This window comes from Acinetobacter gyllenbergii CIP 110306 = MTCC 11365, from assembly GCF_000413855.1.
In the GTDB taxonomy this organism is placed as follows: domain Bacteria; phylum Pseudomonadota; class Gammaproteobacteria; order Pseudomonadales; family Moraxellaceae; genus Acinetobacter; species Acinetobacter gyllenbergii.
The window spans coordinates 1-26,630 of record NZ_ATGG01000015.1; the positions used below are offsets into that span (position 1 = coordinate 1).

The 26,630-nt window shown below is 38.1% G+C and carries 28 protein-coding genes; 16 read left to right on the forward strand and 12 right to left on the reverse strand.

Annotated features, from left to right (window positions below):
* A partial coding sequence (dnaX, locus tag F957_RS10800; RefSeq protein WP_016660334.1) for a DNA polymerase III subunit gamma/tau occupies positions 1–1,381 on the reverse strand: 1,381 nt, incomplete at its 3' end.
* A 202-nt stretch (positions 1,382–1,583) separates the two neighbouring features.
* Here dnaX and F957_RS10795 point away from each other — a divergent pair.
* The 10 genes from F957_RS10795 (at position 1,584) to F957_RS10750 (ending at position 12,244) form a co-directional block, all read left to right on the forward strand.
* Positions 1,584–2,750, forward strand: coding sequence for a cupin domain-containing protein (locus tag F957_RS10795; RefSeq protein ID WP_016540378.1), 1,167 nt, complete (start codon positions 1,584–1,586; stop codon positions 2,748–2,750).
* 198 nt (positions 2,751–2,948) lie between these two features.
* Positions 2,949–4,004, forward strand: coding sequence for a linear amide C-N hydrolase (locus F957_RS10790; RefSeq protein WP_016660335.1), 1,056 nt, complete (start codon positions 2,949–2,951; stop codon positions 4,002–4,004).
* Between the two features lie 37 nt (positions 4,005–4,041).
* A complete protein-coding gene (locus F957_RS10785) occupies positions 4,042–4,554 on the forward strand; it encodes a hypothetical protein (protein ID WP_016540380.1) in 513 nt (170 codons plus the stop codon).
* A 476-nt stretch (positions 4,555–5,030) separates the two neighbouring features.
* Positions 5,031–5,597: a TetR/AcrR family transcriptional regulator gene (locus F957_RS10780; protein ID WP_016540381.1), complete on the forward strand. Its 567-nt coding sequence runs from the start codon at positions 5,031–5,033 to the stop codon at positions 5,595–5,597.
* 561 nt (positions 5,598–6,158) lie between these two features.
* Positions 6,159–6,470, forward strand: coding sequence for an ArsR/SmtB family transcription factor (locus F957_RS10775; protein WP_016660336.1), 312 nt, complete (start codon positions 6,159–6,161; stop codon positions 6,468–6,470).
* Between the two features lie 81 nt (positions 6,471–6,551).
* Positions 6,552–8,252 carry a SulP family inorganic anion transporter gene (locus F957_RS10770; RefSeq protein ID WP_016540383.1) on the forward strand — a complete coding sequence of 567 codons (1,701 nt, stop codon included), beginning with the start codon at positions 6,552–6,554 and terminating at the stop codon, positions 8,250–8,252.
* A 197-nt stretch (positions 8,253–8,449) separates the two neighbouring features.
* Positions 8,450–9,652 (forward strand): serine/threonine transporter SstT, encoded by a 1,203-nt coding sequence (gene sstT, locus F957_RS10765; protein WP_016540384.1) that lies wholly within the window; start codon positions 8,450–8,452, stop codon positions 9,650–9,652.
* A 6-nt stretch (positions 9,653–9,658) separates the two neighbouring features.
* On the forward strand, positions 9,659–10,339 hold the full coding sequence (locus F957_RS10760; RefSeq protein WP_016540385.1) for a YoaK family protein: 681 nt from the start codon (positions 9,659–9,661) through the stop codon (positions 10,337–10,339).
* A 3-nt stretch (positions 10,340–10,342) separates the two neighbouring features.
* Positions 10,343–10,882 carry a DUF2058 domain-containing protein gene (locus tag F957_RS10755; protein ID WP_016540386.1) on the forward strand — a complete coding sequence of 180 codons (540 nt, stop codon included), beginning with the start codon at positions 10,343–10,345 and terminating at the stop codon, positions 10,880–10,882.
* 120 nt (positions 10,883–11,002) lie between these two features.
* Positions 11,003–12,244, forward strand: a complete 1,242-nt coding sequence (locus F957_RS10750; RefSeq protein WP_016540387.1) for a mechanosensitive ion channel family protein — start codon at positions 11,003–11,005, stop codon at positions 12,242–12,244.
* Positions 12,245–12,280: 36 nt separating this feature from the next.
* Here F957_RS10750 and F957_RS10745 read toward each other — a convergent pair whose 3' ends face one another.
* The 9 genes from F957_RS10745 to F957_RS10705 form a co-directional block, all read right to left on the reverse strand.
* The gene (locus F957_RS10745) at positions 12,281–12,535 is read right to left on the reverse strand and encodes a hypothetical protein (protein ID WP_016660337.1); all 255 of its coding nucleotides are present in this window, start codon (positions 12,533–12,535) and stop codon (positions 12,281–12,283) included.
* A 191-nt stretch (positions 12,536–12,726) separates the two neighbouring features.
* Positions 12,727–13,008 (reverse strand): hypothetical protein, encoded by a 282-nt coding sequence (locus tag F957_RS10740; protein ID WP_016540389.1) that lies wholly within the window; start codon positions 13,006–13,008, stop codon positions 12,727–12,729.
* A gap of 217 nt (positions 13,009–13,225) precedes the next feature.
* The gene (gene lptA / locus F957_RS20855) at positions 13,226–13,681 is read right to left on the reverse strand and encodes a lipopolysaccharide transport periplasmic protein LptA (RefSeq protein ID WP_045544702.1); all 456 of its coding nucleotides are present in this window, start codon (positions 13,679–13,681) and stop codon (positions 13,226–13,228) included.
* Between the two features lie 124 nt (positions 13,682–13,805).
* The gene (locus F957_RS10730; RefSeq protein WP_016540391.1) at positions 13,806–14,138 is read right to left on the reverse strand and encodes a hypothetical protein; all 333 of its coding nucleotides are present in this window, start codon (positions 14,136–14,138) and stop codon (positions 13,806–13,808) included.
* 65 nt (positions 14,139–14,203) lie between these two features.
* On the reverse strand, positions 14,204–14,968 hold the full coding sequence (locus F957_RS10725; RefSeq protein WP_016540392.1) for a DUF4882 family protein: 765 nt from the start codon (positions 14,966–14,968) through the stop codon (positions 14,204–14,206).
* Between the two features lie 133 nt (positions 14,969–15,101).
* The gene (locus tag F957_RS10720) at positions 15,102–16,973 is read right to left on the reverse strand and encodes a non-contractile tail sheath protein (protein WP_016540393.1); all 1,872 of its coding nucleotides are present in this window, start codon (positions 16,971–16,973) and stop codon (positions 15,102–15,104) included.
* A 186-nt stretch (positions 16,974–17,159) separates the two neighbouring features.
* Positions 17,160–17,816, reverse strand: a complete 657-nt coding sequence (locus F957_RS10715; RefSeq protein ID WP_016660339.1) for a hypothetical protein — start codon at positions 17,814–17,816, stop codon at positions 17,160–17,162.
* A gap of 189 nt (positions 17,817–18,005) precedes the next feature.
* Positions 18,006–18,311, reverse strand: coding sequence for a hypothetical protein (locus F957_RS10710; protein ID WP_016540395.1), 306 nt, complete (start codon positions 18,309–18,311; stop codon positions 18,006–18,008).
* A gap of 93 nt (positions 18,312–18,404) precedes the next feature.
* Entirely contained in the window at positions 18,405–18,599 is a 195-nt protein-coding gene (locus F957_RS10705; protein WP_016540396.1) for a hypothetical protein, read from the reverse strand.
* 661 nt (positions 18,600–19,260) lie between these two features.
* On the opposite strand from F957_RS10705, the gene gltS reads away from it, so the two are divergent.
* Positions 19,261–20,490, forward strand: a complete 1,230-nt coding sequence (gene gltS, locus F957_RS10700) for a sodium/glutamate symporter (protein WP_016540397.1) — start codon at positions 19,261–19,263, stop codon at positions 20,488–20,490.
* Positions 20,491–20,722: 232 nt separating this feature from the next.
* On the forward strand, positions 20,723–21,667 hold the full coding sequence (locus F957_RS10695) for a metal-dependent hydrolase (protein ID WP_016540398.1): 945 nt from the start codon (positions 20,723–20,725) through the stop codon (positions 21,665–21,667).
* A 29-nt stretch (positions 21,668–21,696) separates the two neighbouring features.
* On the opposite strand, the gene F957_RS10690 is transcribed toward F957_RS10695, so the two are convergent.
* Complete coding sequence (locus tag F957_RS10690) at positions 21,697–22,059, reverse strand: hypothetical protein (RefSeq protein WP_016540399.1); 363 nt, start codon at positions 22,057–22,059, stop codon at positions 21,697–21,699.
* A 212-nt stretch (positions 22,060–22,271) separates the two neighbouring features.
* On the reverse strand, positions 22,272–22,457 hold the full coding sequence (locus tag F957_RS10685; RefSeq protein WP_016540400.1) for a hypothetical protein: 186 nt from the start codon (positions 22,455–22,457) through the stop codon (positions 22,272–22,274).
* Positions 22,458–22,664: 207 nt separating this feature from the next.
* Here F957_RS10685 and F957_RS10680 point away from each other — a divergent pair, with 207 nt between their 5' ends.
* The 4 genes from F957_RS10680 to gcvH all read left to right on the forward strand — a co-directional run bounded on the left by F957_RS10680 (position 22,665) and on the right by gcvH (position 26,561).
* Positions 22,665–24,512: an ABC transporter ATP-binding protein gene (locus F957_RS10680; RefSeq protein WP_016540401.1), complete on the forward strand. Its 1,848-nt coding sequence runs from the start codon at positions 22,665–22,667 to the stop codon at positions 24,510–24,512.
* Complete coding sequence (locus tag F957_RS10675) at positions 24,512–24,952, forward strand: MaoC family dehydratase (RefSeq protein ID WP_016540402.1); 441 nt, start codon at positions 24,512–24,514, stop codon at positions 24,950–24,952. The genes F957_RS10680 and F957_RS10675 overlap by 1 nt, the downstream gene beginning before the upstream one ends.
* A gap of 128 nt (positions 24,953–25,080) precedes the next feature.
* Positions 25,081–26,106, forward strand: coding sequence for an AraC family transcriptional regulator (locus tag F957_RS10670; protein WP_016540403.1), 1,026 nt, complete (start codon positions 25,081–25,083; stop codon positions 26,104–26,106).
* Between the two features lie 80 nt (positions 26,107–26,186).
* Positions 26,187–26,561, forward strand: coding sequence for a glycine cleavage system protein GcvH (gene gcvH / locus F957_RS10665; RefSeq protein ID WP_005211933.1), 375 nt, complete (start codon positions 26,187–26,189; stop codon positions 26,559–26,561).
* The last annotated feature ends 69 nt before the right edge of the window (positions 26,562–26,630 follow it).

A 26,630-nucleotide genomic window follows, 5' to 3' on the forward strand; every position in this document is an offset into this window, starting at 1 on the left:
CTGATAGATCCAATCCAATTAACTGACCTTCCTCGGCATCAAACACCATGAGATGAGGTTCTTGATTGTGCTGTTCAGGTTCAGGTTCAGGTTCAGGTTCAGGTTCAGGTTCAGGTTCAGGTTCAGGTTCAGGTTCAGGTTCAGGTTCAGGTTCAGGTTCAGGTTCAGGTTCAACGCTAACCGTTTCTTGCTGAACTGCAAACTGATTTTCTGTACTTAAATCCTGTACTGGCTGATGCACTTCAGGTGCTGTAATTTGCGTAACAGGTGTTGCAGTTACGGTAACTTCATTCAAAGTCAAAGGTCTAAACGCCAGTAAACGCAACACAGTCATTTCAAAGCCTTGCTCTTGCGTCACTGCAAGTTGCAACTCAGCTCGACCTTTACAGGCAATTTGATAATACAACTGCAAATCTTGAGCAGAAATGAGTTTCGACAATTGTAGAATCTTCTGGTTAATTTCTTCACTATATTTCAGTGCAAGATCAGGCAAATATTGCAACAATGCCAGTTCATGCAAGGTCGAAACCAATTGATCCAAAACCAAAGATACATCTAAAGCTTGCTGTCTAAATTGTAGAAGTAGCTGACTTACTCGTGCTTGCTGATTTTGATGAATTGCCAGAATCAAATCATAAATAATGGTTCGGTCAATCAAACCGAGCATATCTTTAACATCTTGATGATGGACTGCACCTTGACCATAGGCAATTGCCTGATCTGTTAAAGACAATGCATCACGCAATGAACCTTGCGCAGATTCTGCAATTTGCCAAATCGCATCTTGATCGGCTTCGATATGCTCTTTATTTAAAATTGCTGTCAAATGTTCTGTGATTTCATCAACAGCCAAAGGACGTAAGGTAAATTGCAAACAGCGTGAGATGACGGTAATCGGCAGTTTTTGTGGATCAGTGGTTGCAAAGAGGAACTTCACATGCTCTGGTGGTTCTTCCAGTGTCTTGAGCAAGGCATTGAATGAATGCGTTGAAAGCATGTGCACTTCATCGATCAGATAAACTTTGAAGCGCCCCTGCGTTGGCGCATAAGGCACATTATCGAGTAATTCACGGGTGTCCTCAACCTTGGTCCGTGATGCCGCATCGATTTCAATTAAATCAATAAAACGACCTTCATTTACGGCCTTACAGGTTGCACAGACTTCACACGGCGTTGAAGTCACGCCTGTCTCGCAGTTTAAGCATTTGGCTAAAATACGGGCAATCGTGGTTTTACCAACACCACGCGTTCCTGTAAACAAGTAGGCATGGTGCAAACGCCCACGTTCTAATGCGCTGGTTAAAGCACGAGAAACATGGTTTTGCCCCACTAACTCATTGAAATTACGTGGACGGTATTTTCTTGCCAGTACTTGATACATGAATACTCCTTTTTGCGTCTTAAGCATACTGTTTTTTTGAAAGTCTGTGAATGAATCCGCTTCTAATTGATCAAGATTAAATACATTGCTGCACTTTTGATGACTATTTCCGAGCTTTTCATCACATTCAGACAAGACTTGCACCAATATTCAACTCAAGGGAGAATACGCACTAATTTATATGTTGTTGGTTTTATTTCCCATGTCTCAATCTTTAACGGTACTCGGCGGTATCAGCGCAGAACAATTTCTTAATGAATATTGGCAGAAAAAGCCGTTGCTGGTTCGTAATGCAATGCCTGAAATCATTGGTTTATTAGAGCCAGAAGATGTGCAAGAACTGGCGTTAGAAGAAGACGTTACTGCTCGTTTAATCCGTCAGAAAAATAAAAATCCAAATGAATGGCATGTGAAATCATCTCCTTTAACCAAAGGTGATTTCCAAAAGCTGCCGAATCTTTGGACCCTTTTAGTTCAAGCAGTAGATCACTATTCATTTGATATTTCAGAGCTTTGGAAGAAGTTTCCATTTATCCCTCAATGGCGTCGTGATGACATCATGGTGTCTTACGCACCTAAAGGTGGCTCTGTTGGTAAACACTTCGATTTTTATGATGTCTTTTTGGTACAAGGTCATGGCCATCGTCGTTGGCAATTGGGCCAAATGTGCGATGAATCAACTGAGTTTTTACCAGATCAGCCACTGAAACTTTTAGCTGAATTAGATATTCAGTTTGATGAAGTACTTGCACCTGGTGACCTGCTCTATGTCCCACCAGGTCTTGCACATTATGGCGTTGCAGAAGATGACTGTTTAACCTTCTCTTTTGGTTTCCGCATGCCTAATCTTTCAGAAATGATTGATCAGGTCAGTGATAAATTTGCAGAGAATACCTTACTCAAAAATCCATTGATCGATATTGCACGTCAGCAGACAGCACATCTAGGGGAAATTAACAGTACTGAGTTTTCATATTTAAAGACCCAATTACTTGATTATCTCACTCAGGCACCTGAATTTGATGCAGCGATCATGGCCTATATGAGCGAAGCAAGCTATCCAAACAACATTCCAGAGCCCGAAGAAGTGGATACTCATGATGTTGCCGAGATTATTGGGGCGGATTATCAAATTATTCTAGAGCCAGCCTCTCGCTTGCTATATAGAAAACAAGGAGAATCTTTAGAGTTTTGGGCGAATGGAGATACAGTCTGTGTTTCAGAAACGTTCACTCCTTATCTAAAGCAAATCGCAGATGGTGAAAGCTTATTGTTAGATGACCGATTTAATCAAGTCGAAATTCTAGAAGATATCACAACACTGCTGAATACCGCCGTTGTGATGTTATTACCACCAAACGACAACTAGAACATGTATTTCTCTGTGGATAGAGATTAATCTCTATCCACATGTATCTAAAATCCAGATCCAAAAATAAAACCCTACTTTTTATAATGATTACATTTTAATGCTTGAATAAGAATTTTTTTTTAATAGACTAAAGCCAAGTCATTATAAAAATATTTGATAGAAATCATTCTGATATAACAGCAAGGAGTATGACTTGTGTTTAAAAAAATATTATGTTTTTCCTTTCTCGCATCCTCTTTCATTCTACAGACTAGCCACGCCTGCACCCGAGCAGTCTATTTAGGTCATAATGACCATATCATTACCGCTCGATCAATGGACTGGAAGGTTGATGTAGGCACCAACCTTTGGATTTTACCCAGTGGCGTACTCCGAGACAGCAATGCAGGGCCAAAATCTTTAAAATGGAAAGCCAAATACGGTAGTGTGATTGCCACAGGTTATGATATTTCAACGACCGACGGTATGAATGAAGCAGGATTGGTTGCCAATGTATTATGGTTAGTTGAATCTCAGTATCCAGACACCAAACAATCTAAAAAACCGCAACTCAGCATTTCGGCTTGGGCACAATATGTTCTGGATAACTATGCAAGCGTTGCTGAAGCAATCAAAGCCTTAGAAAAAGAACCTTTTGATCTGATAACTGACAGTGTGCCTGGAGAACAACGCCTTGCAACATTGCATTTATCCATTTCGGACAAAACAGGTGATAGCGCCATTATCGAATATATCGGGGGCAAGCAAGTCATTCATCACAACAAAAAATATCAAGTCATGACCAACTCACCAATATTTGATCAACAACTGGCGCTGAATACGTATTGGCAACAAATTGGCGGAACGATTATGTTACCAGGTACCAATCGTGCTGCTGACCGCTTTGCACGCGCCTCTTTTTATATTAATGCCATCCCCAAAAATGACAATCCTAAAGATGCATTAGCGTCTGTTTTTAGTGTGATTCGTAATGCTTCTGTGCCTTATGGCTTAAATACAGCAGAAGAACCTAATATTTCATCAACACGCTGGAGAACCGTCGCAGACCATAAACAGCAACTCTATTTCTTTGAATCCGCTGTTTCCCCAAATGTATTTTGGGTTGATTTAAAGAAAATTAACTTTAAAGATGGTTTAGCGCGTAAACTTGACCTTGGCAAAGATCAACAAAATACTTTTGCTGGTGATGCAACCGATCAATTTAAGATATCAAAACCATTTGAATTTCTTGGTCCACAACTACATCATTAACACTGAAATATTGAGTACATCCTAGAGAGTTAAAAAGATGAAAAAAACTTTAAGTTTACTGAGCCTTTGTATTGTGATGAGTGGCTGTGCAACCTTACCTGACTCTTCTGCCAGCTCAACAGGCAATCTTGCAACCGCAGGCTCTTTGAACTGCAAAGCAAACGAACTGTGCCCAAATGTTTTTGTTGAATGGGATAAACAACATAAAGAGCAATTAAGAGTCGAGACGGTACTCAATAGTAGTTATGATTATTATGATATCAAAAGCCTTACTTTCTTAATTGATGATAAAGCATTCACTTATCAGCCTGTTGGTCCAACACAGCAAAAAGACATCAATCGACTGATTCTAAGACGTTCATCGAATAGCTTTGTTCTGCCAAGTACATTCCTTTACGAGCTGAAAAAAGCCCAAAATGTTGAACTTTTAATCGAAACAGACAAAGGCAACATCAAGCGTTCTGTCTACACACCAAGCCAGCAATCGATGTTGTATCACAACTTTATCAAGCTGATTGCAACCCTGCCATCTCAACAAAGTAAATCTTAAAATAGAAAATTATATGATGAAAGTCAGTTATTTATTTTAACTATAACTAACTGGCTTTTATATTATGTATTTATTCAAAATAGATTCCTGAGCAAACATTAAAATTAGAACCGTTGCTTAAATATACACAAAATTACAAACAAGAATAGATCTCAATATAGCCCGATTATTAAATCTAAATCGCCTAAAAAACTAGTTGTCCTTTGAAAACAATTAGATGAATAATCACCAATCAAATAATTTTAAATTGTTCTAATGTTTTATCGTATTTTAAGATTTAATTAATAGTTATTTTCTATAGATATAGAACATTATTTTTAAACCCTGCACTTGAAAATGCGGACTAAAGAATCATTTAAATAAATAATGTTATTTTTTCCTATGATATTTTCAAAATACCATGTAAAATCCCTGCCAAAATTGCATGATGAAATGCAACATGATGCTCTTGGCGATGGGCGAACTCGAGGCGTTGTATGTCAAAAAAAGAAGATATTATTACCACTGCATTAAGACTTTTTAATTCGCATAGCTATAACTCGATCGGTGTAGATCGAATCATTAGCGAGTCTGGCGTTGCAAAAATGACTTTCTACAAATACTTTCCTTCTAAGGAGAAACTAATTGAAGAATGCTTAGTGCAACGCAACATTAATCTCCAAACTTCTTTAAATGCAACTTTGGCAGAATGTGATCCAGATGACCATCTTGCCCAGCTTAAAGCAATTTTTGGATGGTATGCTGCGTGGTTTAATAGCGAAGATTTTAATGGTTGTATGTTTCAAAAAGCATTGGAAGAAGTGATTAAAATCTACCCTTCCACGCTGCAACCAGCCACCCAGTACAAAATTTGGTTAACGGCTTTAATTGAAAACTTATTAAAGAACTTAGATATTCGCAGTCCAACTCATCTAGCAACTCTGATTGTTAGCATTTTAGATGGTATGACCATTCAAGCACATGTTAACAAACACTCCGTTGAAATGGATGAATACTGGAAACGCGTAGAGCATCTAATTAGTTTTGAAAAAGCATTAGCGTAATTATCAAGTATCCCTTTATAGATAAAGGGATATTTTTTTATGAAAAAAAGAATAAAGATATATCAGAATAAAAAAATAAAGCGTGATTTATAGTTATTATTGTGGCTCACGCTTGCGTCTGAGTGTAAAAAGAATAATAAGTATTATTACCCTCTGGCGGTCGTACTTTCGCACTTCCGATCCTTCTTATGCAGACAGATCGTTCTGTCTTGTTTCTCATTATATATATTTTTTTGTAAAGCACAATCTTTTTTTGAACTTTTTTATATTTATTAATTATATTAATTACTTAATTTTATTGTTTAGTAATTTTAACAAATTGTTTGACCAAGATTCGATTTTGATTACCCCCAACTTGATAATAAACTATCAAAATCACAATAATGTGAATTAAATCACATATTTCCCATTAATTACCGATTATTCAACAGTATCGCTATTTATTATCACTTTTACTGATATACTTCTTCATTAAAAACCATTGCAATTATTCAGTTTTACTACAATTTTTCCGTTATGTGACTTTATACTAGCCACGGCTGTAACCGAGAGAGTATATGCATGCAAAAGGATTTCGAGATCGACGCAATGAGAGAATCTGCCAGTACAATTGTAACTGTACTGAAATCTCTGGCAAATACTGATCGTTTAATTATTTTGTGTCATTTAGCTAAACAAGAACTTAATGTTTCACAAATTGAAGAGTTGACCCAAATCTTCCAACCGACGCTTTCTCAGCAATTGATGATGCTAAGAAAAAGCAATGTTGTTTCAACCCGTCGCGACGGCAAACAAATTTTTTATTCAATTTTAGATCCTAAATTGAAAATCGTTTTAAACACCTTATATGAGCATTATTGTCCTCAGGTATAATTCTCTATACAAATTCCACCATACCCTCTTTAGCATTTTTTCTGCATAATATATATCATTTTATGATTTAGGCTGCTGTGCATGAAAATGTTAAAGCCAAACCTATCTAAACTATTTCCTGCGCGAAAATGGTTAAGCCAGTATCAGCTTTCTAGTTTAAAGTCTGATCTGATCGCTGCTTGCATTGTATTAGCCATGCTTGTACCTCAAGGTATGGCTTATGCCATGTTGGCAGGGCTACCACCAATTATGGGGATATACGCGAGTATATTACCCATGATTGTCTATGCCTTTACTGGCAGTAGCACTACTCTTTCCATTGGTCCTGTTGCCATTATTTCGATGATGGTATTTACAGCGCTTGATCCTCTATTTGCTGCTGGATCAACTGCCTATATAGAGGCTGCTTATTTATTAGCGCTACTTGTCGGAATCATTTCTCTGCTTTTAGGTTTATTGCGTTTCGGTTTTCTTATTCAGCTGATTAGTCATCCTGTTATTCAAAGCTTTATCATTGCATCCGCTTTACTCATCGCCTTAGGACAGTTCAAGTTTTTACTGGATATTCCATTACAGGCAGGCAATATTCCTGAATTTTTACTGAGCTTATCTCAAAACTTGCACCAAGTTACTTTGACAGGCATAAGCTTTGGGCTAATTTCTGTTTTACTCCTGTTCATGCTTCCAAAACTGATTCGATCCAGTTTTCTAAATAAAATATTACCCTTACTCATGGTCTTGGCATCGATTGCAATCATTACTTTGCTTGGGAATGATGACCAAGCAATCAAAACTGTCGGTGTCATTCCAACAGGTCTACCTAATTTCCATTTTCCGACCTGGAACACTGAGCTGATTCTGCAACTACTCCCAAGTGCATTTATGATCGCAATGATTAGCTTTGTAGAATCACTAGCCATTGCACAAGCCACGGCACTACAAAAGCGTGATGACTTAGACAGTAACCAAGAACTAATTGCCTTAGGCTTAGCCAATATTGCCGCAGGACTCAATTCTGGTTTTGCAGTCTCTGGTAGCTTATCTCGTACTGTTGTCAACGCTGATGCAGGAGCAAAAACCCCAATGTCTGGTGTTATTTCATCTTTATTGATGATTGCTGTCAGTCTTTACTTTACAGGCTTCTTTCAAAACCTCCCCCTAGCTGTATTAGCTGCCACAATTTTTGTTTCTATCTGGAAGTTGATAACGCTGACTCCATTTATTGAAACATGGAAATATTCAAAAGCTGACGGACTGGCAATGTGGGTGACGTTCTTTGGTGTCACCTGTATAGATATTTCAACTGGACTCATTATTGGTATTGTATTGACTTTTGTTCTGCTGCTTTGGCGGATCAGTCGACCACATATTGCTGTAATTGGTTTAATTGAAGGAACTCAACACTTTAGAAATATTTCCAATTACAGTGTCATTACAACACAAGCTGTGGTTTCTTTGCGTGTTGATGAAAATCTCAACTTTTTAAATGCCCATGTACTTAAAGGCCATGTAATTACAGCAGTGAGTCAAAATTCGCTATTGCAACATGTCGTGATCAACTGCTCAAGCATAAGCAATATTGATCTCAGCGCTTTAGAAATGTTAGAGCACCTCAATCGAGAGTTGGCTCAGTTAAATATCCAATTGCATCTATCCGAAGTAAAGAGTCCAGTAATGGAGCGACTATGTAAATCGCAGCTAAAAAATGATCTGACAGGCCAAATATTTTTATCACATTATCAAGCAATACAAACACTTTCGCCTGAAATGCTTGTAGAATAAGCAGCTTTTATTGAATTTTTTTTATACAAAAGGATGTGTCATGTTTTCATAATTTTTTTTTAAAAACATTGTGTTAATTTTTTCGGGATTTTTAAAGTAATTGAATTGCAAAAAAAATTTTATTATTCACGGTTCTTAGGTATAGAATACCGCGCTTGTTTAACCTTAAACCGTGCATAGGTTTATAAGGCCTTTATATGTTTAATGTACTGTCTCGCTTGAGCTTAGTTAGCAAAATTATTATCGCTATTTTTTTAGGGATTGGCGTCGCTTTGCTCTTTCCTAACTTTACACCCTATTTAAGTTTATTGGGTGAATTATTCATTAAAGCATTAAAGTCTGTTGCACCGATTTTAGTTTTTGTTTTAGTTCTATCTTCAATTGCAAATTTCCAGATTGGTCAGAACTCAAATATCAAACCTGTGCTGGTTTTATATGTAGTCGGAATGCTACTTGCTGCCTTCAGTGCAGTCACCGCCAGCGTATTATTCCCAAGCCAACTATTTTTACATTTACCGGCAGAAACTAGCCTTCAAGCACCAGGTAGCCTTGCAGAGATTCTAAAGAATTTACTTTTAAGTTTTATTGCAAATCCTGTTCAAGCAATTGGTGAAGCCAACTTTATTGGTATTTTGGCTTGGGCAATTGGTTTAGGTCTGGCGTTGCGCCATAGCTCCGACACGACCAAACAAGTTTTGACTGATGTGGCTGGAGCAGTCAATAAAATCATTCATACCGTAATTGGTTTCGCACCAGTTGGTATCTTTGGTTTGGTTGCGGTGACATTTGCAAGTGAAGGCTTAGCAACCCTGACTAGTTATGCACATCTATTAGCCGTCCTCATCGGCACAATGCTATTTGTTGCTCTTGTGATTAATCCAATCTTGGTTGCGATTACCATGAAAGCAAACCCATATCCGCTCGTATTCACATGCTTGAAAGAAAGTGGTATCACTGCCTTCTTTACCCGTAGTTCAGCTGCCAATATTCCAGTAAACCTAGATTTGGCACAGCGTTTAGGTGTGAATGAAGCAACGGCTAGCGTTTCTATTCCATTGGGTGCAACCATCAACATGGCAGGCGCAGCAGTCACCATTACTGTGCTAACACTCGCTGCTGTACATACGCTTGGTATCCCTGTTGATTTAAGTACCATGATTATTTTATCTGTGGTTGCAACAGTTTCTGCTTGTGGCGCATCTGGAGTGGCCGGTGGATCGTTATTGTTAATCCCTGTTGCGTGTAGTTTATTTGGTATATCATCAGAGGTTGCGATGCAAATCGTTGCAATTGGGATGATTATCAGCGTATTGCAAGATTCAACAGAAACTGCATTAAATTCTTCAACTGACGTCCTGTTTACTGCTGCTGTTGATTTTAAAGACCATCCAAGATCATAGGTTACTATGCCACTTCAACGTTTACCCAACTGGATTCAACTTGGTGCTTTCTTCCTTGCACTGAATGCAGGAATGGTAAACGTTTTGGGCTTATTCACAGTCCTCCATCAATCTGTTTCACACATGACAGGCAATGTCAGTATGTTAGCAATGAGTTTGCTTGACTGGCAGCCTGAGCATTTTATCTACCTTAGCCTAGTTATCCTTTGCTTTGTGATTGGCTCTTTTTATAGTGGCTTAATCCTTGGCAATGGGAGCGTTGCTTTTGGTCGACGTTATGGTTTACCGCTGAGTTTAGTTGCGATCTTTCTGGTGCTCACTTGGCTCTTACTGCCTTATTTTCCACGCTACGGCCTGTTATGGGCCTGTGTTGCCATGGGCGTACAGAATGCGATGGTGAGTCACTATAAAGGTGCAATTATCCGCACAACGCACTTATCTGGCGTCCTGACCGATATCGGTTTAGCATTAGGCTATAAAGCACGAGGCCTAAATGTAGAAAAGCGCCGTATTTTTCTGCATCTCTTAATTTTGATTGGCTTTTTATGTGGTGGACTGATTGCGAGTCTGCTCTATCCTTATTTAAACTTACAGACCTTTCTCATTCCAGCTGCGTTAAGCTTAGCCATGAGTCTGGCCTACTGGATTTTCTATTTTCGTTCTTCATCAAACTCAAATTTGGATTGAATTATGGTTAAAAATGCATTGCAAGCTCAACTGTTAAAAGCAGGCTTAGTTGACAATAAAAAAGCAAAAAAATTAACCAAGCAAGTACAGCATGAACAACGTCTTGGGCAAAATGATGATGCTATCTTAAAAGCTGACATTGACCGTGCCAAGCAGGAAAAACTAGCTAAAGACCAAGCACTAAATCAAGAAAAACAAGCCATACTCGAAGAAAAGGCCTTAAAAGCCTCGATCATCCAAATGATCAAACACCACAAAGTCAAAGAAATTGAAGGTGATGTAATTTATCAATTTATTGACGAAGCTAAAATCAAAAAAGTCTATCTTTCACAGCAAGTGTATAATGCTCTTGTTTCAGGTTCGCTTGTTATTGCCAAAGATCAAGACAGTTACGCCTACCTACCTAAAGCGCTGGCAGAAAAAATTGATCAAAAAATGCAGGGTTTTATCTTGGTCAATAACAATACTGAACATAATGATCAAACCACAGATGAAGAAGATCCATATGCAGCCTATGTGATTCCTGATGATCTGATGTGGTAAACCACCCAACAGTTATGTAAAAACGCCTTTACAAATCGTATATAAACTGTGATCAAGTTAATATAAAACACCATTACACCTTACAATTCCCGCTCAAAGAATTTATAAGGTGTTTTGGGTTTGGATTATTTAAAGTATTTGCGTAGTGAGTTAAGCCATTACCCATGGCTAGAAACAGCGATTGCATTAATAATTTTGATTTTGTTTGCTGCACTTGCAAACTTTATTGCGAAAAGAATTATCGTCCGTGGTATTCGCCATTTAATTACAAAATTTAAATCTCCAAATCAATCGATTTTTGCACAACATAGTGTAACTCAACGATTTGCCAATATCGTTCCTGCGATTGTCATCATGAATGGCATTACCACGATTCCGCATCTACCAGAGAAATTCATCAGCTTTGTACAGATGGGTGCGCAGGCTTTTATCTTCCTGACACTAGCACTCACCGTCAGTGAAGCATTGAATATCTTTAACTTAATTTATCAACGTAACCCTAAATCAAGAAACAAGCCGATCAAAGGATATTTACAGCTGGTTAAGCTTATATTGTTTGTGGTCTGCGGCTTGATGATTTTGGGGACTTTCTTAAAAAAAGATGTCTTCACCCTACTTGCAGGCTTCGGAGCAATGGCTGCCGTGTTAATGTTGGTATTCCAAAATACCATTCTTTCATTGGTGGCCAGTGTCCAAATTGCCTCTTATGACATGGTTCGCATTGGTGACTGGATCGAAATGCCATCATTGAACGCAGACGGCGATGTCATTGATATGTCATTACATACCGTGACCGTACAAAATTTTGATAAGACCTTTACCACCATTCCAACCAACAAACTGGTGACGGATACTTTTAGAAACTGGCGTGGTATGAGTGAATCAGGTTGCCGTCGTATCAAACGCTCACTGTTCCTAGATCAAAGTAGTGTTCACTTTATGAGTGATCAAGAACAGCAAAAATTAAAAGATTTCTTGCTATTGGATCAATATCTTGATGCGAAAAAATCTGAGATTGAAGAGTTTAACAATCACTTGAGCAATCAATCTCAATATAATCAACGTCGTTTAACCAATCTTGGGACATTCCGTGCCTATGTAGAGTTTTATTTGCGCCAACATCAAGGGATTGCCCAAAATCAAACTATTTTAGTTCGTCAAATGCAGCCCACCAGTGAAGGCCTACCTTTAGAAATCTATGCCTTTACCAATACCATTGCATGGGCCTCTTATGAAGCGATCCAATCAGATATTTTTGATCACCTGATTGCGATTATCCCTGAATTTGGCCTAAGAATTTATCAAGCACCATCAGGTCACGATTTTCAGGTACTCTCTACTGAACAAACCGATAAAGCCTAATCTAGCTCAATAAAAAAGCACCGTCAGGTGCTTTTTTTATTGATTGATCTCAAAGTACTTCCTGCACCCTTCCATCCATTGCTTTGATACAGGAGGCTCTTCTGGATTCTCTGTATTTGCCAATTCACAATCAGCCGCATTTTTTAAACCATTGTCCATTGGGAAGGAATAGCCATAGTAACCATCACTATTTTTGTTATAACCTCCCGTTTGCGTATAGTTCCAATATAAATAAGCAACTAAGGTCAATGTTAGTCCCGACAGAATCACTAGCCACCCTCTTAAACTCATTTTTTGCTCTATCATGCTTTTTTACATTATAGGCCTTTTTATTAAACATTTAAGGAAAGTATGCTTACTGATAAGCTGAAAATATACTTATAAAAAGCTTTAGACATGGTTCAATGCAGTAACAAACAGCTTAGGTACAATATAAAAAAGCCCCAAACAAAGTTGGAGCTTTTTTTATGATCTTTAAAAACTCAGTCCCACTCTAGCTGAAACTGAATATTGGTATTGGTAAAATTTGGATTGAGAAATACCCGATAACCCGCTGTTTTTAATTCATTCACAACAATATCTGCGTCTTCGCTACTGACTTCATGTTTTGAAAATTGTTGCAAAGCATCTCGATCGCCATCACTGGCTCTTAATTTAATCGTACTGGAAATTTTTGAGAGAATTTTATCTACTGTTAACTTTTTAACATTTGCATTAGAAATTGCAGTCGCTCGTGATGCAGGTAACAAAACTTCTTCGTTCACTGTATTCCGCCTGTGATATCAGAATAAGAAAAAAATTATAATATGTTCTATTTCCAGTTTTTCAAGCCCAAGAACTCAACTAAACGACAGATTTTGGCGCGTAAATACAAGAATAACGGTTTTATGAGGTAAATAAGCAAATAGAAGCACTTGGACTCGCCTACTGACTTCGAATGAGCGGCTTCATCTGCACATTTTTCTGTGGTGGGATAATCATTTACACACGTTTGTTGGGCACACCATGAGCCTCTATATCACCAATTGTTAAATTATATCTCAATGTCTCGGCTGAAATACTGGAGCCCTCCATGATCATTGATGCATTCCCGATTAAAACGATTTCTGTTGCAGAAGTACTGTAATCTACTTGATTGGCTTTACCATAGACCATCCCTTTTGCTTCACTCACTTTCTGTTGAAACTTGACGGGATTTCCCGTAAGCGTAATTTGATGCGGTTGACCGTTGCTCAATGTACCCATCGCTTTTGCGGCTTGAACAACAATCGTACCTTGCTTTATTTGGATATTAGAAGCCGAAAAAGTATTCTGGTTGGGACTATAATGAGTATTTTCTGCCTCCAAATAAATCGATTGCTGAAAATCCGATTCAATAGCGAAAATAGACGAGCAAGTGATTAAAATTGATGTCATCAAAAAAATTTTCTTCATGATTTTATTGTTAAGCGATAAATTTATAAGCAGCGAATCTTAGCATAGTTATCTCGCTAGCCCACAATAAATGAGAATAATTCTTATTTTAAAATAAAAAAGAGAGCGCAACGCCCTCTCTTAGCCGTTATTTACAGGTGATATCCAACTTTTCAGCATAGTAATCAGTCGAGGTTTTGAGATCAGCCATCAACTTTTCTTGTGTATAGTCTTTAGGTGCCAGTTTTAACAATGCAGGAATATATTTCGATTCATATAATTTTGGATAATCCTTACAAAGAACACGTGTTTGCTCTTCTTTGGGAGTATCTGGATTATCCAAAATATCCATATATTCTGAAATCTTGTTATCTACGACTTCAAAGCTCTCTTGCGCTTGCTCATTTTTGACTTCAGGTTGTTTATTACAACCTACCAATAAGATGGAGATTAAGCCTAAAAATAGAATTTTGCTTTTCATAACAATGCTGCATACGATAAATTCATTGAAATCCGCCGAAGCGGGTTATTTCTTCTAATTTATCATTAAAGTGCGACACCGCAGATATCTTTTGTACCAGTTGGGTAAGAAAAATTTAACTGTGTATGATCGAGTAGAAGTTCTATTGATACATCCTTGGCGCTGTCAGCTGCTGTAAGTCCATAAAAGTTAGAAATTACCCCATAGTATAGATTATCGAGTTTAGATGGGTACGCTGCAAAATAGCCCTTATTTACACCATTGAAAATCAACCCAACTTGGTTAGAGTTTTGATTTATATAGATGCCAATTTTTTGATACGAGTCAGACGTTGCTTCTGGTGGGAGTTGTAATAAGCTACTTGTCACTGAATTATCGTTTGATGTGACTGTCACTAAGAAGCCATTTGATGAGCTATTTTTCTGGTAACCAATTAATATATTCAATGCTTTACCATTTTGCATAATTCCACTGGCATGGATTGGAAATATATTGAGGGACCCATTTGTATCCGGTACTTTAATTTTAAGTTCAAATGCCATGATTCCACTGGTCTGAATTGCTTTATCTCCCTTGGTAAATTCCATCGCTGTTGGATTATTAGCAGCGAGCATTCTTGCTAAATAATTTTGGCTATATGCAGCATACACCTTATTTTGCTGTGCCGTTTGATAAGTTAATTTTGTTCCTATCACACTTGGAAACGTTGCGCCATCTGTTCCCATAGACTGTATTTGTGCTTGGGTGGCATCAAAATTATAAGTACAGCTTGCAAATGCACTGCCACTCACAACTGAAGTAATAAGCATAGCAAAAATTATTTTTTTCATGTATTAAGCCTTTTTATAATAGAAAAAACAGTATATCTATTTTATTAATTTTGATTATAAAATTCAGATAAATAGAAGCTTTAGAGTAAAAGTGGCTTGGCAGTACAAGCCACTTTTATCATTCATGTAAAACTTACAAATAGATCTCAGGTGGATACGGCGTATCATCAGTCACAGGGGTATAGAGTGTATTTTCGACAAAGAAACCATTTGGTGCTTGAGCAATATCAATCGTTACAGAATCTTGCATGATTTGCGGATAAGCCCAGATCAACTGCTTCATCAGCCCCAAAGGATTATTATTCTGCATATCTCCAAACACACGTTGCCAAATTGGAGTTCGATATGGCTTGTTCTTATCAAAGCCGTAAAGATGGGCAATCGAAGAATCAGGAACAAATCCGGCTAAATAAGCGACTTTATCCGCTGGATAGTCCAGATCTTGGCTTGGAATTTCAGCAACAGCTTGGTGCGCCAAATTTAATCGTGCCTCTAATATCCAGTCATAGGCCTCTGTCATCAGATAGTCAAAATTCGGGTAAGCATAGTGCTCTCGCGGAAAGTTAATATCGGTTGCCAAGGTTTCGATCGGTGTTCGAATGGTCGGGAAAAAAATCAATGGACAAACTTTAGCATTTGGGTATTTGGCTTTAATCACGGTTCGAATGTCTTGACAGGTTTGCCCTAATTTATTTTTTAACCAAGCTTTAAATTCATCATACGGCGTTCCAGTTTTATTTACTGCGTCATAGATCGTTCCCAAGTCTGGTGCATACAATCCAGTATCTGCATTAAAAGCCAGTTTAGTTGGATAATCATAGACACATGGTAAATCCGTACCCTGGTTATACCACCACCAAGGTTCACCAATTTGCATATTTACAGGACAGCCGCCTACAGCCATCGTATCAGCAAACTCAATAAACGCTTTATGTAGATAAGCAAGCGCATTTTGATCACACGGGCTAAAGAAATAACTTGGCGGTTCATATCCGGTACGGCCTAAATTACTGTTCCAATCCCGCTGTGCCCAGAATTCATTTGCGCCCAATGAGTACATTTCAAAACTGACACCAAATACAGGCTGCATCCCAGCATTTTGTAATGCTTGAGAAAAATGCTCATGCCATTTACGTGTACATGGATTTACAACAGCTTCATTGGTCACCAACGTATCTGGAATTTGCCATTTATGAATACTACTGTCCCAAGACATTTCAGGATACTTTGACATACCACAATAATGATTAATCAAACCGTGATAGCCCAAAGCCTGCAAATTATCGACCAAACGCTGTGGATTAAGATCGTAATGGTCGTCATAACTGGTACATAGGCCGTAATTATGTTGAGGCACAGACACTCGTTTTAAGGTAAGTTCGGCATTTGGGCCAGTAGTCACCGAATTGGTAACACGGATATAACCCTCTTCGGCTTGGGCTAAAGGCTGGGTAGAATGCCCATTATAACTGCTCGTAAAACCTGAAAACGAAATTCGCTGAATATTGGTCACAGGAAAAGTATCAGTTGCCGCAAAACCAGCTTTAACCGTATTCCAATTAATATGAATATGTGCTGAGCGAGATGCTGGCTGATTTGCATAATTAAACAAGACGATGTAAGCAACCTTGTCCTCACCATTGGCTTTGTATTGCACAGTAAGTGTTGGTGTCAAAGTAGGATTGTTCAACATCGGCATGGATGGAGACAACTCAATATCAAAATCCCAAATCACACCGGTGTAATCATATTTAGTTTCATAGGCGAGAAATTTATGGTCTTTTGCATCGTAAGAATCCCAAATCACTCCTGCTAAATCTGTCGTGGTTCGAGATCGAAATGATGCTTCAAAACCATTGGCATAATTGGTAATTGCAAACGACATAGTCTGCGGTCCATCAATACGCCAGTATTTCGGACTAAAACGATCAATAACAGAAGTACCAACATTCAATACAGGAGATGTTTTTAAATTTTTTTGTTTATATTCAGAATTATGTGTCATTTGAAAATGCTCTAATTAATCATTGAGCTTTTATCTTAATTGATCATCATTTTTTAACTGTTTGCAAGCGTAATTGCTGATCAAAACATCAGCAGTTATATCGATTTTATGTAAATCCATCTCTTCGGTGAATAAAAAGGCTTATCCATAGATAAGCCTCAGGAGTTAATCATTCAGCTATTTTCATCAGAACTGATAGCGCATCCCCACTTTATAGATCATTCCATTCATATCCAATACATCAGCCGCTGTGCTATCACAGAAATAACTGGTACAAACGTCTTTGTAATTTTCAATATAAAGCCATTTGTAGCCCAGCCCAACATAAGCCGCGATATTTGATTGAATATAATGTCCTAGCTCAAACTCTATCGGTAATGTGACATAACGTAATTTGATATCATAGTCATCGGCTTTCAGCCACGCATATCCCACACCAATACTCGCATTTGCATAGCTATTGTTATCATCGTAAAAGGTATAGCCCCCTTTCACATTAATCTCAGTACTTTTCCAATCTGCATTTTTTTGATAAATCAGACCAAATGTTGAACTAAGTGTATCTAAAGCCGTAAATGTCACCCCTGTACCAAAACCATTAAGCTTTTCATGTCCATCAATTTCATCTGACTTTAATCTTGAACCATAGTATTCAGCAAATACAGAGCTCTGAATACCACTACTGCTTTCACTACGATGGTGCTGCTCTGTTTGCTGTACTAAAATCGGTTCGCCTAGTGCTTGAGGTGCTCCGTAATTGACTTGTAGTGGTGTATCCGCACATGCATTTATAGTCATTAAACATGTAACGAAACCTATGACCCCAACGAATATTGTTTTCATCCGAATACCTATTTTTATTTGAATTTAAGAGCTTAGAGGATAATTTATTTTTTATTTTTAAAAAATCATTTTTATTTAAATAACTCCGATAAAAATTAAAACCCGATATCTGGTCAAGCCATTTATCGGGTGAATATGATTATTTATATTTTATTTAGCATGTTCTGCTGTTTGAGCTCATTGATTCAACTATTTTGCATAGAGATCTTGATACAAGTTTTTAGATACCCAGTCGATAAAAGCAGTTTTATGATGAAATGAGGGTGTATTAAACAGATTAAGATCTAATTCAAAGTGATCAAAATTCAGTAATTTATAAATACCACCACCTAAAGGGATTAAATTCGTATGAGGATATTTCATCGCTTTTAAAGCATTCGTTAAAAACTGTGCTTTGGTTTGTACCTCACTGTTTTTATAAGATTGGTAGCTGGTGGAATGTATGAATAATTCATATTCTCGGCCTAGATTTTGTCTTATCTGAGAAATAACCACTTCAATCTCCTGAGTCATGGGAAATATTTTTATATCACAGAAATCAAAAAAGCCCATCTTTTGACGAGCTTTTATTCAATTAAACTGTAATTTTTAGTGAACGTTTAACTCATCGTCTCGTGCAACAATCACAGAGGTTAGCATTGGAATACCCAAGATAATTGGGACTACAATAATCCATAAATCCGTTGTTAACTTACTCGAAAAAAAGAAATGTATAACGAGAGCAGCCAAAACCAATACCGCTAACAAAACACCTATGAAGCGCATTGCAAATTTAACCAGCATTTTGGATTCCTTATGATTCTAATAGTTATAAACAGTATACGCCTACTCTATGTAGTTATAGCATTTTCTTTTTCTATTGCACTATAAAACGCAGATATACATCTTGCATTAAAAATGCTCGACAAGGTGGGCTGTTTAATAGCGATATTTCGCCTCATTCCCCCAATGAAAAGCTAATTACAATTTAAACGTTCTGATGCATTTGAGATGCTACTTTTCAGTGAACTTAAATTTAGAAGCAACTGATTGATCATTTTTTTAAAATTTGACCTGCGAGTATAGGCCATTGTTTAACTTACGCTGCGAGCTAGAGCAGTACACTTAAAAGTGCTTGATTCATCTTTATTGCATTAACATGCGCGATAAATGAATAAAAAATATTCGCTTGAACGATTAGCACTTAAAAACAAAAAGTCTTGCAAACTATACCATATATTCAATACAACCAAATGTAACCTGAAATAAACAACCATTAAATTAAATGCTTAAATTTACTGGAATTTTACGCTTTGTTTAATCAAATACGTTGTAGCTACAGCTTAGACATGGAAATGTATAATCGTTAACCAGATCACATATTTTAAAGCTGATTTTTTTAATTTAATCTAGCTCTCTCAGAGCGCCTTTTGCTCTCTCGACGGTTCATATTTTAAGGATATCTATGGATTTCATACTTAATCCAACATATACGCTCATGCTAGCGGTGTTGGTTCTCTATGTCGGACGCATTTTAAATAAGCACATCCCCTTTTTAACCAAATACAATATCCCTGAGCCAGTGGCAGGTGGTTTGGTCGGTGCAATTATTTTTTATTTGATTCATCAATTTGCGGGTTATACCATTTCGGTCAATAAGCCAATGCAAGATACATTCATGCTTATGTTTTTTGCATCGATTGGTTTGAGTGCTAATTTTGCCAAACTTAAGGAAGGTGGCAAGCCTTTAATTATCTTCTTAATTGCCATTTCCTTCTTTGTCATCATTCAAAATGGTGTCGGCATGGCAATTGCTTCTGCCGTTGGTCTTGATCCATTAATGGGGGTTGTTGCAGGTTCAATTGCTTTGGTGGGTGGTTTAGGCACTGCTGGAGCATGGGGACCAATTTTTGAGACCAAATATGCCGTTGAAGGTGCGTTACCAATGGGTATTGCAAGTGCGACCTTCGGTATGGTTGTTGGTGGTTTGATGGGAGGGCCATTAGCCCGTTACCTCATTCGTAAACACAACCTAGCGTCACCATTAAAAGCGGAAGTTCGTGAGGAAAATAAAGACGCACCGCTTACAGATAGTGAGTACACATTCGAAGCACCACAAAAAGTTCGCTTAATCACTGCGGATAATGCCATTGTCACTTTAGGTATGTTTGCCTTTGCCTTGGCTTTTGCTGAAACCATGAAAAACCTAACCATTGGTACTGCAATTGAATTACCAACTTTTGTATGGGCATTGGGTGGTGGTATTCTTCTACGTAATATCTTGGAAACTGGCCTTAAACAAGAAATCTTTGATCGCTCGATAGATGTCTTTGGCAATACAGCGCTGGCGTTATTTTTAGCAATGGCATTGGTTTCATTGAAACTTTGGCAACTGGCTGATCTTGCAATTCCAATGATTATTTTGTTGATTGCTCAGTCTATTGCAATGTGGGTATTTGCGGTTTATATTTCCTTCCGCGTTATGGGTAAAAACTACGATTCAGCGGTGTTGGCTTCTGGCCTGTGTGGTTTTGGCATGGGAGCAACGCCAAATGCGATTGCAAATATGCAAGCAATTACCAATATGTATGGTCCATCGCATAAAGCATTTTTGATCGTTCCTCTTGTCGGTGCATTCTTTATTGACCTAGTGAACGTTGTTGTTATTCAAACGATCTTACAAATCTTTGGTTAATCGCTAAAACAAAGCAATGACGACTTAATTAAGTGTCTTAAAGCCATATCTTCAAAAGATGTGGCTTTTTTATATATAGTTTTTAAACCTCGATTCAGCAAAAAGCATAATGTTTGTCCTTAAAACCAATTGAAACCCTGTTTTTGTCCTATATGCACATGGCGCACATTTTTACTCAATGCTAAAAATTACGTATTCAATTTGATTTGTAATTTTATATCGGGTGACATGTATGATCACAGAAAATCATCAACTTAAAGCAAGAAAAGTACATTTCGATTTTTCTGAATCTTCCGTCTGCTGGATGCAGAATGATCCTTTATGCTCACATATTGCCAATGGGATTAACATGCTGTTGCCTGCGGGTGAATTTTGGTTCTGCCGTGTGTTTAACAAGACAATTCCCTATATTTCAGATGAAAAACTCAAACAAGAAGTGATTGGCTTTGTCCGTCAAGAAGCAGCTCATGCCCGTGCCCATGAGAAAGCCCAAGATTTCTTAAGAGAAAATGGCTATGACATCCAAGATCCATTAAATCGTGCTCACTTTATTTTTAATATTCTTCTCGGGGACAAACCCTTAGGAGTACCCTTTCTCAAGGGTGAGAAATTGGAGGAATACTGGTTACTGTTTCGCGTTGGTGTTATTGCTGCAATCGAGCACTTTACTGGAACGATTGGACAATGGACACTCGATAGTAAGTCTTGGGATACAGCAGATCCAGCCATGACCGATTTGTTTCGTTGGCACCTTGCAGAAGAAGTTGAGCACCGTTGTGTAGCCTATGACCTTTTTGAACATCTACTCACAAACAAATTTGGTTTTTATGTCTCTCGTCAAGTGATCATGATGGGTGTGTTCCCTCTGTTTATTTACTTCCTTGCAGATTTTGCACGTAGTCTTGGACAGCAAGATCTAGAACATCAAGAGATCCAAAAATTGATGCGCCGCGGATTCTTTAGCTTTATTCGAGAGTTCGAAAAAACGGCAACGCAAACTGATAACCTCCCCACCATAAAGTACTTATGGAAAGCAACTTTACGCTGGGTGTCGCCAAAATTTAATCCGATACATGAAGGTGATACCGAGCAAGCATTGGCTTATATGGCTCGTTCACCTGCAGTACAATATTTTGAACAGACGACGCAAAGTTCAAACAAAACGACATTAAGCTAGTTTTTTAATTCAATAAAAAACCTCATTATTCAACATGGATATGGGGTTTTTTTTAACTCATTTTTCAATGCTAAATAATTTTTTTGCGCTTCATTTTGAGTAAATACAAACTCATTTTTCTCCATAATGCTTTCAGTAGCACCTTGCATATAGTGCTGATAATCTGAATAACGCTCAATAATCAACTTATGTAGATTTACTTTACTTTTTTCAACTAAACATTGTTTTTGCTTTGCTTTTAGTTGTTCAATGCCCGATTTTTCCTTGCCTCTCAAACCATATTCAAATTGAATTTGATCATCTATAGATTTGAAATAAACATCAGATAAATTAACGTAATCATCTTTAAAGTTTTTAGCATCTGCTGTACGACATATACCGAATAAAAACATAAGTATAACTATAGATATTATTTTCATCACCGTTTCTATATATATTAATTTTCACTTATTATAACATCATATTGAACAAAAAACCGCCTCAAAATAAAACACCAAAACCTTTAAAAATACAAAACAAAGCATGAAGAATAACTAAATAAAAATCTTATTTAACCTTCGCCTATTTGAAATAACTACATTTAATTATAAGACAAACTTTCTAATCAAAAATCAATCTCAACCTTCTCTATAATGGATGAAGCCACATCTAATGCACCTTTTCCAATCTCAACAACAATTTCAACTAAATCGACTGGATTAAGATCAATTGAATTTACCGTCGAATTCTGTTGTTGATGGTCACTTTCTAATTGCCCGAGTTCATCTACTGGATTATTGGTGTTATTCACTTTTTTCTACCTCTACAATGATGGATGATTGACCTTACAAATAAATATCATATGCTTAACATAAAACTTTGTGAATTCTAGAAATGATTTTGTTTATGGCATAAAAGACATGCTCATCATTTATGTTCTTTTACCGACTCCAACTCGCTTTTCTGTTATCCTAACAAGGTGAGCTGAATCGTACTGTAGAACTAGAGGAAAAGCGGCATGCTACAATGGTTTGAAAAATTAGTTGATCCCTATCCAACGAAAGACTTAAACAAACCATTACCCACCACTTTCTTTGCTTTCGTTTGGCAAGCAACCAAAGGAATTCGCCCTTACCTTTTTATCTTAATTGCATGTACGGCAGCTGCAGCCAGTTTTGAAGCATTATTTTTCTCCTATATCGGGAAATTGGTCGACTGGTTGACACAAAGTCAACCCAGTACTTTCTTAGCGAATAATCAACAAAATTTAACCATCCTCATCAGTATCCTCTTTGCCAATATTTTCTTTGTCAGCCTGCAATCTGTGGTGAAGCATCAGGTGCTATTCAGCAACTTTCCGATGCGTATGCGTTGGCGCTTCCATAACTTGTTACTACAACAAAGCTTAGATTTCTTCCATACCGACTTCGCAGGGCGTCTATCTGCAAAGGTCATGCAAACGGCTTTGGCTGTACGTGAATTCTGGATGATTTTAGGCGATATGCTGGTTTATGTACTGATTTACTTCATTACAATTAGTGTGGTCTTAGGCTCCATTTCTCCTGTACTGATTATTCCTTTAATGTTGTGGTTGGTTTTTTTTATAGTAATTGCCAGTTATTTTATCCCCCGTTTAGGTAAGATTTCCAAAAAACAAGCAGATTCACGTGCGGTCATGACAGGTCGTATAACCGATGCTTATACCAATATCCAAACCGTAAAGCTTTTTGCGCATGCAGGCCGTGAAAGCCAATATGCCAAAGAATCCATGCAAGAGTTTATGGTTACGGTTTATAAGCAAATGCGCTTAGGAGTCAAATACGAAATCAGCATTCGTTTACTCAGTGCGTTTCTATATATTGGTGTCATTGGCACTTCAGTTTGGTTATGGACACAAGGACAAGCGGCGATTGGTGTCATTGCCGCAACTACGGCGATGGTACTGAAGTTAGACAGTATGGCTGAATTTTTAATGTGGCATGTCACCATGCTATTTGAAAATGTCGGCACCATTCAGGATGGTATGTCAACTTTAGGGAAACAGATCCAGATCCAAGACAAGAAAGATGCGACTGAATTGAAAGTTCAGCATGGTGAGATCCGATTTGAGGATGTGAGCTTTGCTTATAACCAAAAAAATGTCATTGAGCATTTTAACTTAACCATCAAACCTGGTGAAAAAATTGGCGTTGTTGGACGCTCTGGTGCTGGTAAATCAACATTAATTCAATTACTGCTTCATTTTTACGATATCAACCAAGGTCGTATTTTGATTGATGGTCAAAATATTCATGATGTAACTCAAGATAGCTTACGCGCCAATATCGCCTTAGTAACGCAAGATACTTCTTTATTACACCGTACTGTTGCTGAAAATATTAAATATGGGCGTCCAAATGCGACTGAGGCTGAAGTGCAACTCGCAGTGAAAAAAGCCAGAGCAGAAGAATTCATTCCACAACTGACAGATCAAAAAGGACGTGTTGGATTTGATGCCTATGTCGGTGAGCGTGGTGTGAAGCTCTCTGGTGGACAACGCCAGCGGATTGCGATTTCACGTGTTTTTCTAAAAGATGCCCCTATTCTGATTTTAGATGAAGCCACCAGTGCACTGGATTCGGAAGTCGAAGCTGCGATCCAAAGCAGTTTAAATGACTTGATGGTTGGCAAAACGGTGATTGCAATTGCGCATCGTTTATCTACTATTGCTCAAATGGATCGCCTGATTGTGCTTGACCAAGGCCGAATTGCTGAGCAAGGCACACATGAGGAACTGATTGCGAACGATGGCTTGTATGCACAGTTATGGAAACGCCAAACGGGTGGCTTTTTAGTTGAACAACGAGTGACTCAGGACACAGAATAATGTTGTATTTAGAAGATTTAAGTATTGGTGATCGCTTCACCAGCCGTGAATATGAAATGACGCTTGCAGAAGTAAAGCAATTTGCTGGGCAATATGACCCACAACCCTTCCATCTTGATGAAGTTGCTGCAACAGAACATCCTCTCTTTCAAGGTTTAGCGGCAAGTGGCTGGCATACCTCCGCTGTAACCATGCGCTTATGGACAGAGTGTTTTCCAGTTGCTGGTGGGTTGTTGGGTACCGAATCAAGCCTACGCTGGCCGCGTCCAACCCGTGTTGGCGATAAAATTCATGTTGAGATTGAAATTACTGCAATTGTGCCATCTAAAACAAAACATGATCGTGGTATCGTCAGCTACGTAACACAAGCTTTGAACCAACATGGGGATGTGCTATTAATATCGACAACCAAAATTATGGTCTTTAGAAAACCAACTTGATTCTTGAACATTCGGTGACTCTTTTGTCCAACAATTTTTATGATTGATTATTTTATTTCATGTAAAGATGTTTAAGACTTAAATGTTTAAAAGATATTGGCAAAATTGATGAGCGCCACGGAAAGCACATGAAAACAACCTCAACTCGTCAAGATCAAGGAATACCAGGCGTTTATGGCTTATTGCTCTTAGACGTCGTTTCGCGCTGGGGATATAGCGACGAAACATTGTTTGCACCGTTTCACTTAACTAGCGAACAACTGGCTGATCCAAATTATCGAATTCCAACACCGATTGCGAATGAATTGGTCAAGCATTCTTTGCGTCTTACCGGTGAAAGCACATTGGGCTTTCATCTAGGAACGCAGATGCGTATTTCCATTCATGGCTTTATTGGCTATGCCATTATGACGGCACATGACATTACCGATGCCATTGCATTAGCAAGCCGGTTTATTCAGTTACGTCTTCCCTTTTTACAACTTTATTTTTCCACCTTTGGACCTAAGGCCACGCTACAACTACAATGTGATATTGAAGTTGAGCCATTACGCACTGAAATTATTCTAGGTCTGACCATTGGTATTATGACCATGGCCAAAGCTCTCACAGGCATTGAAGATTTGAGGGGTGAAGTCGATTTGGACTTTGCTGAACCTGCTGGTTTTGAAAAATATAAAGATCGATTAACCAGTACAGTACGTTTTAATCAACCCCATCTGATTTCCAGCTTCGATAAAAAATATCTCGGCTTAAAAATGGTCAATGCAGATCCAATTGCCAGCCAGATTGCGATTAACCAATGTGAAACTGAACTCTCTGCACTGGGTGAACGTCGTCGTTTAGCCATGCGGGTTCGTGATATTTTAACCAATTCAGAACAGCATTATCTGAGTATTGAAAGTGTGGCTGAACGCTTACACATGTCAGATCGTACCTTGAAACGCCAATTGGCTGCGGAAGGCACATCCTTCTCTACGCTCGTGGATGAAGTCCGTTATCGCCATGCAACCTCTTTGCTGTCTCGTACCGATTATAGTTTGGAACAAATTGCAGACGAACTCGGTTATTCGGATGTCGCGAATTTCAGCCGTGCCTTTAAACGCTGGAGTGGTCGTAGCCCAAGTAACTGGCGTAAAGACCCATACTTATAAGTTCACGAAAGCTTTTGTTTTTGTTGAAAAGCATGTATAAACCAAATAAAAATCATACGACAGATTGTTAAGGAGTTGTCATGAATCATCCAGCAGAATTGAAATATGCACGTACGCATGAGTGGGTAAGAATTGAGGGTGACCTCGTTGTCACGGGGATTACTGACCATGCACAAGATGAGTTGGGTGATTTAGTGTATGTGGAAACGCCAGAAGTGGGCAGCCATGTCACCGCAACTGAACAAGCAGGCATTGTTGAATCAGTTAAAACAGCCTCTGATATTCACGCACCTGTTTCTGGAACTGTGGTTGAAGTGAATACTGATCTTGAAGATGATCCTGACTTTGTCAATGACGAGCCGTATGGTAAGGGTTGGATCTATAAGATTAAGCCAGATAATATGGCTGATGTTGAAAAATTGCTTTCAAATAGCGAATACGAATCAGGTTTATAATTTTATAAATCTGACCAATCGCTTTGGATTGGGATATTTAAAAACCGAGTTATTGCTAACTCGGTTTTT

What these genes read in the sequence shown, in the direction of transcription:
- F957_RS10785 (WP_016540380.1), top strand. Translation starts at nt 4,042, where the DNA reads ATGAAAAAAACTTTAAGTTTACTGAGCCTTTGTATTGTGATGAGTGGC.
- F957_RS10725 (WP_016540392.1), bottom strand. Translation starts at nt 14,968, where the DNA reads ATGAAAAAAATAATTTTTGCTATGCTTATTACTTCAGTTGTGAGTGGC.
- F957_RS10690 (WP_016540399.1), bottom strand. Translation starts at nt 22,059, where the DNA reads ATGTTTTTATTCGGTATATGTCGTACAGCAGATGCTAAAAACTTTAAA.
- sstT (WP_016540384.1), top strand. Translation starts at nt 8,450, where the DNA reads ATGTTTAATGTACTGTCTCGCTTGAGCTTAGTTAGCAAAATTATTATC.
- F957_RS10695 (WP_016540398.1), top strand. Translation starts at nt 20,723, where the DNA reads ATGATCACAGAAAATCATCAACTTAAAGCAAGAAAAGTACATTTCGAT.
- F957_RS10680 (WP_016540401.1), top strand. Translation starts at nt 22,665, where the DNA reads ATGCTACAATGGTTTGAAAAATTAGTTGATCCCTATCCAACGAAAGAC.
- gltS (WP_016540397.1), top strand. Translation starts at nt 19,261, where the DNA reads ATGGATTTCATACTTAATCCAACATATACGCTCATGCTAGCGGTGTTG.
- F957_RS10780 (WP_016540381.1), top strand. Translation starts at nt 5,031, where the DNA reads ATGTCAAAAAAAGAAGATATTATTACCACTGCATTAAGACTTTTTAAT.
- F957_RS10775 (WP_016660336.1), top strand. Translation starts at nt 6,159, where the DNA reads ATGCAAAAGGATTTCGAGATCGACGCAATGAGAGAATCTGCCAGTACA.
- F957_RS10705 (WP_016540396.1), bottom strand. Translation starts at nt 18,599, where the DNA reads ATGCTGGTTAAATTTGCAATGCGCTTCATAGGTGTTTTGTTAGCGGTA.
- F957_RS10730 (WP_016540391.1), bottom strand. Translation starts at nt 14,138, where the DNA reads ATGAAAAGCAAAATTCTATTTTTAGGCTTAATCTCCATCTTATTGGTA.
- F957_RS10760 (WP_016540385.1), top strand. Translation starts at nt 9,659, where the DNA reads ATGCCACTTCAACGTTTACCCAACTGGATTCAACTTGGTGCTTTCTTC.
- F957_RS10715 (WP_016660339.1), bottom strand. Translation starts at nt 17,816, where the DNA reads ATGAAAACAATATTCGTTGGGGTCATAGGTTTCGTTACATGTTTAATG.
- F957_RS10720 (WP_016540393.1), bottom strand. Translation starts at nt 16,973, where the DNA reads ATGACACATAATTCTGAATATAAACAAAAAAATTTAAAAACATCTCCT.
- gcvH (WP_005211933.1), top strand. Translation starts at nt 26,187, where the DNA reads ATGAATCATCCAGCAGAATTGAAATATGCACGTACGCATGAGTGGGTA.
- F957_RS10745 (WP_016660337.1), bottom strand. Translation starts at nt 12,535, where the DNA reads ATGAGTTTAAGAGGGTGGCTAGTGATTCTGTCGGGACTAACATTGACC.
- F957_RS10755 (WP_016540386.1), top strand. Translation starts at nt 10,343, where the DNA reads ATGGTTAAAAATGCATTGCAAGCTCAACTGTTAAAAGCAGGCTTAGTT.
- F957_RS10670 (WP_016540403.1), top strand. Translation starts at nt 25,081, where the DNA reads ATGAAAACAACCTCAACTCGTCAAGATCAAGGAATACCAGGCGTTTAT.
- F957_RS10675 (WP_016540402.1), top strand. Translation starts at nt 24,512, where the DNA reads ATGTTGTATTTAGAAGATTTAAGTATTGGTGATCGCTTCACCAGCCGT.
- F957_RS10795 (WP_016540378.1), top strand. Translation starts at nt 1,584, where the DNA reads ATGTCTCAATCTTTAACGGTACTCGGCGGTATCAGCGCAGAACAATTT.
- F957_RS10770 (WP_016540383.1), top strand. Translation starts at nt 6,552, where the DNA reads ATGAAAATGTTAAAGCCAAACCTATCTAAACTATTTCCTGCGCGAAAA.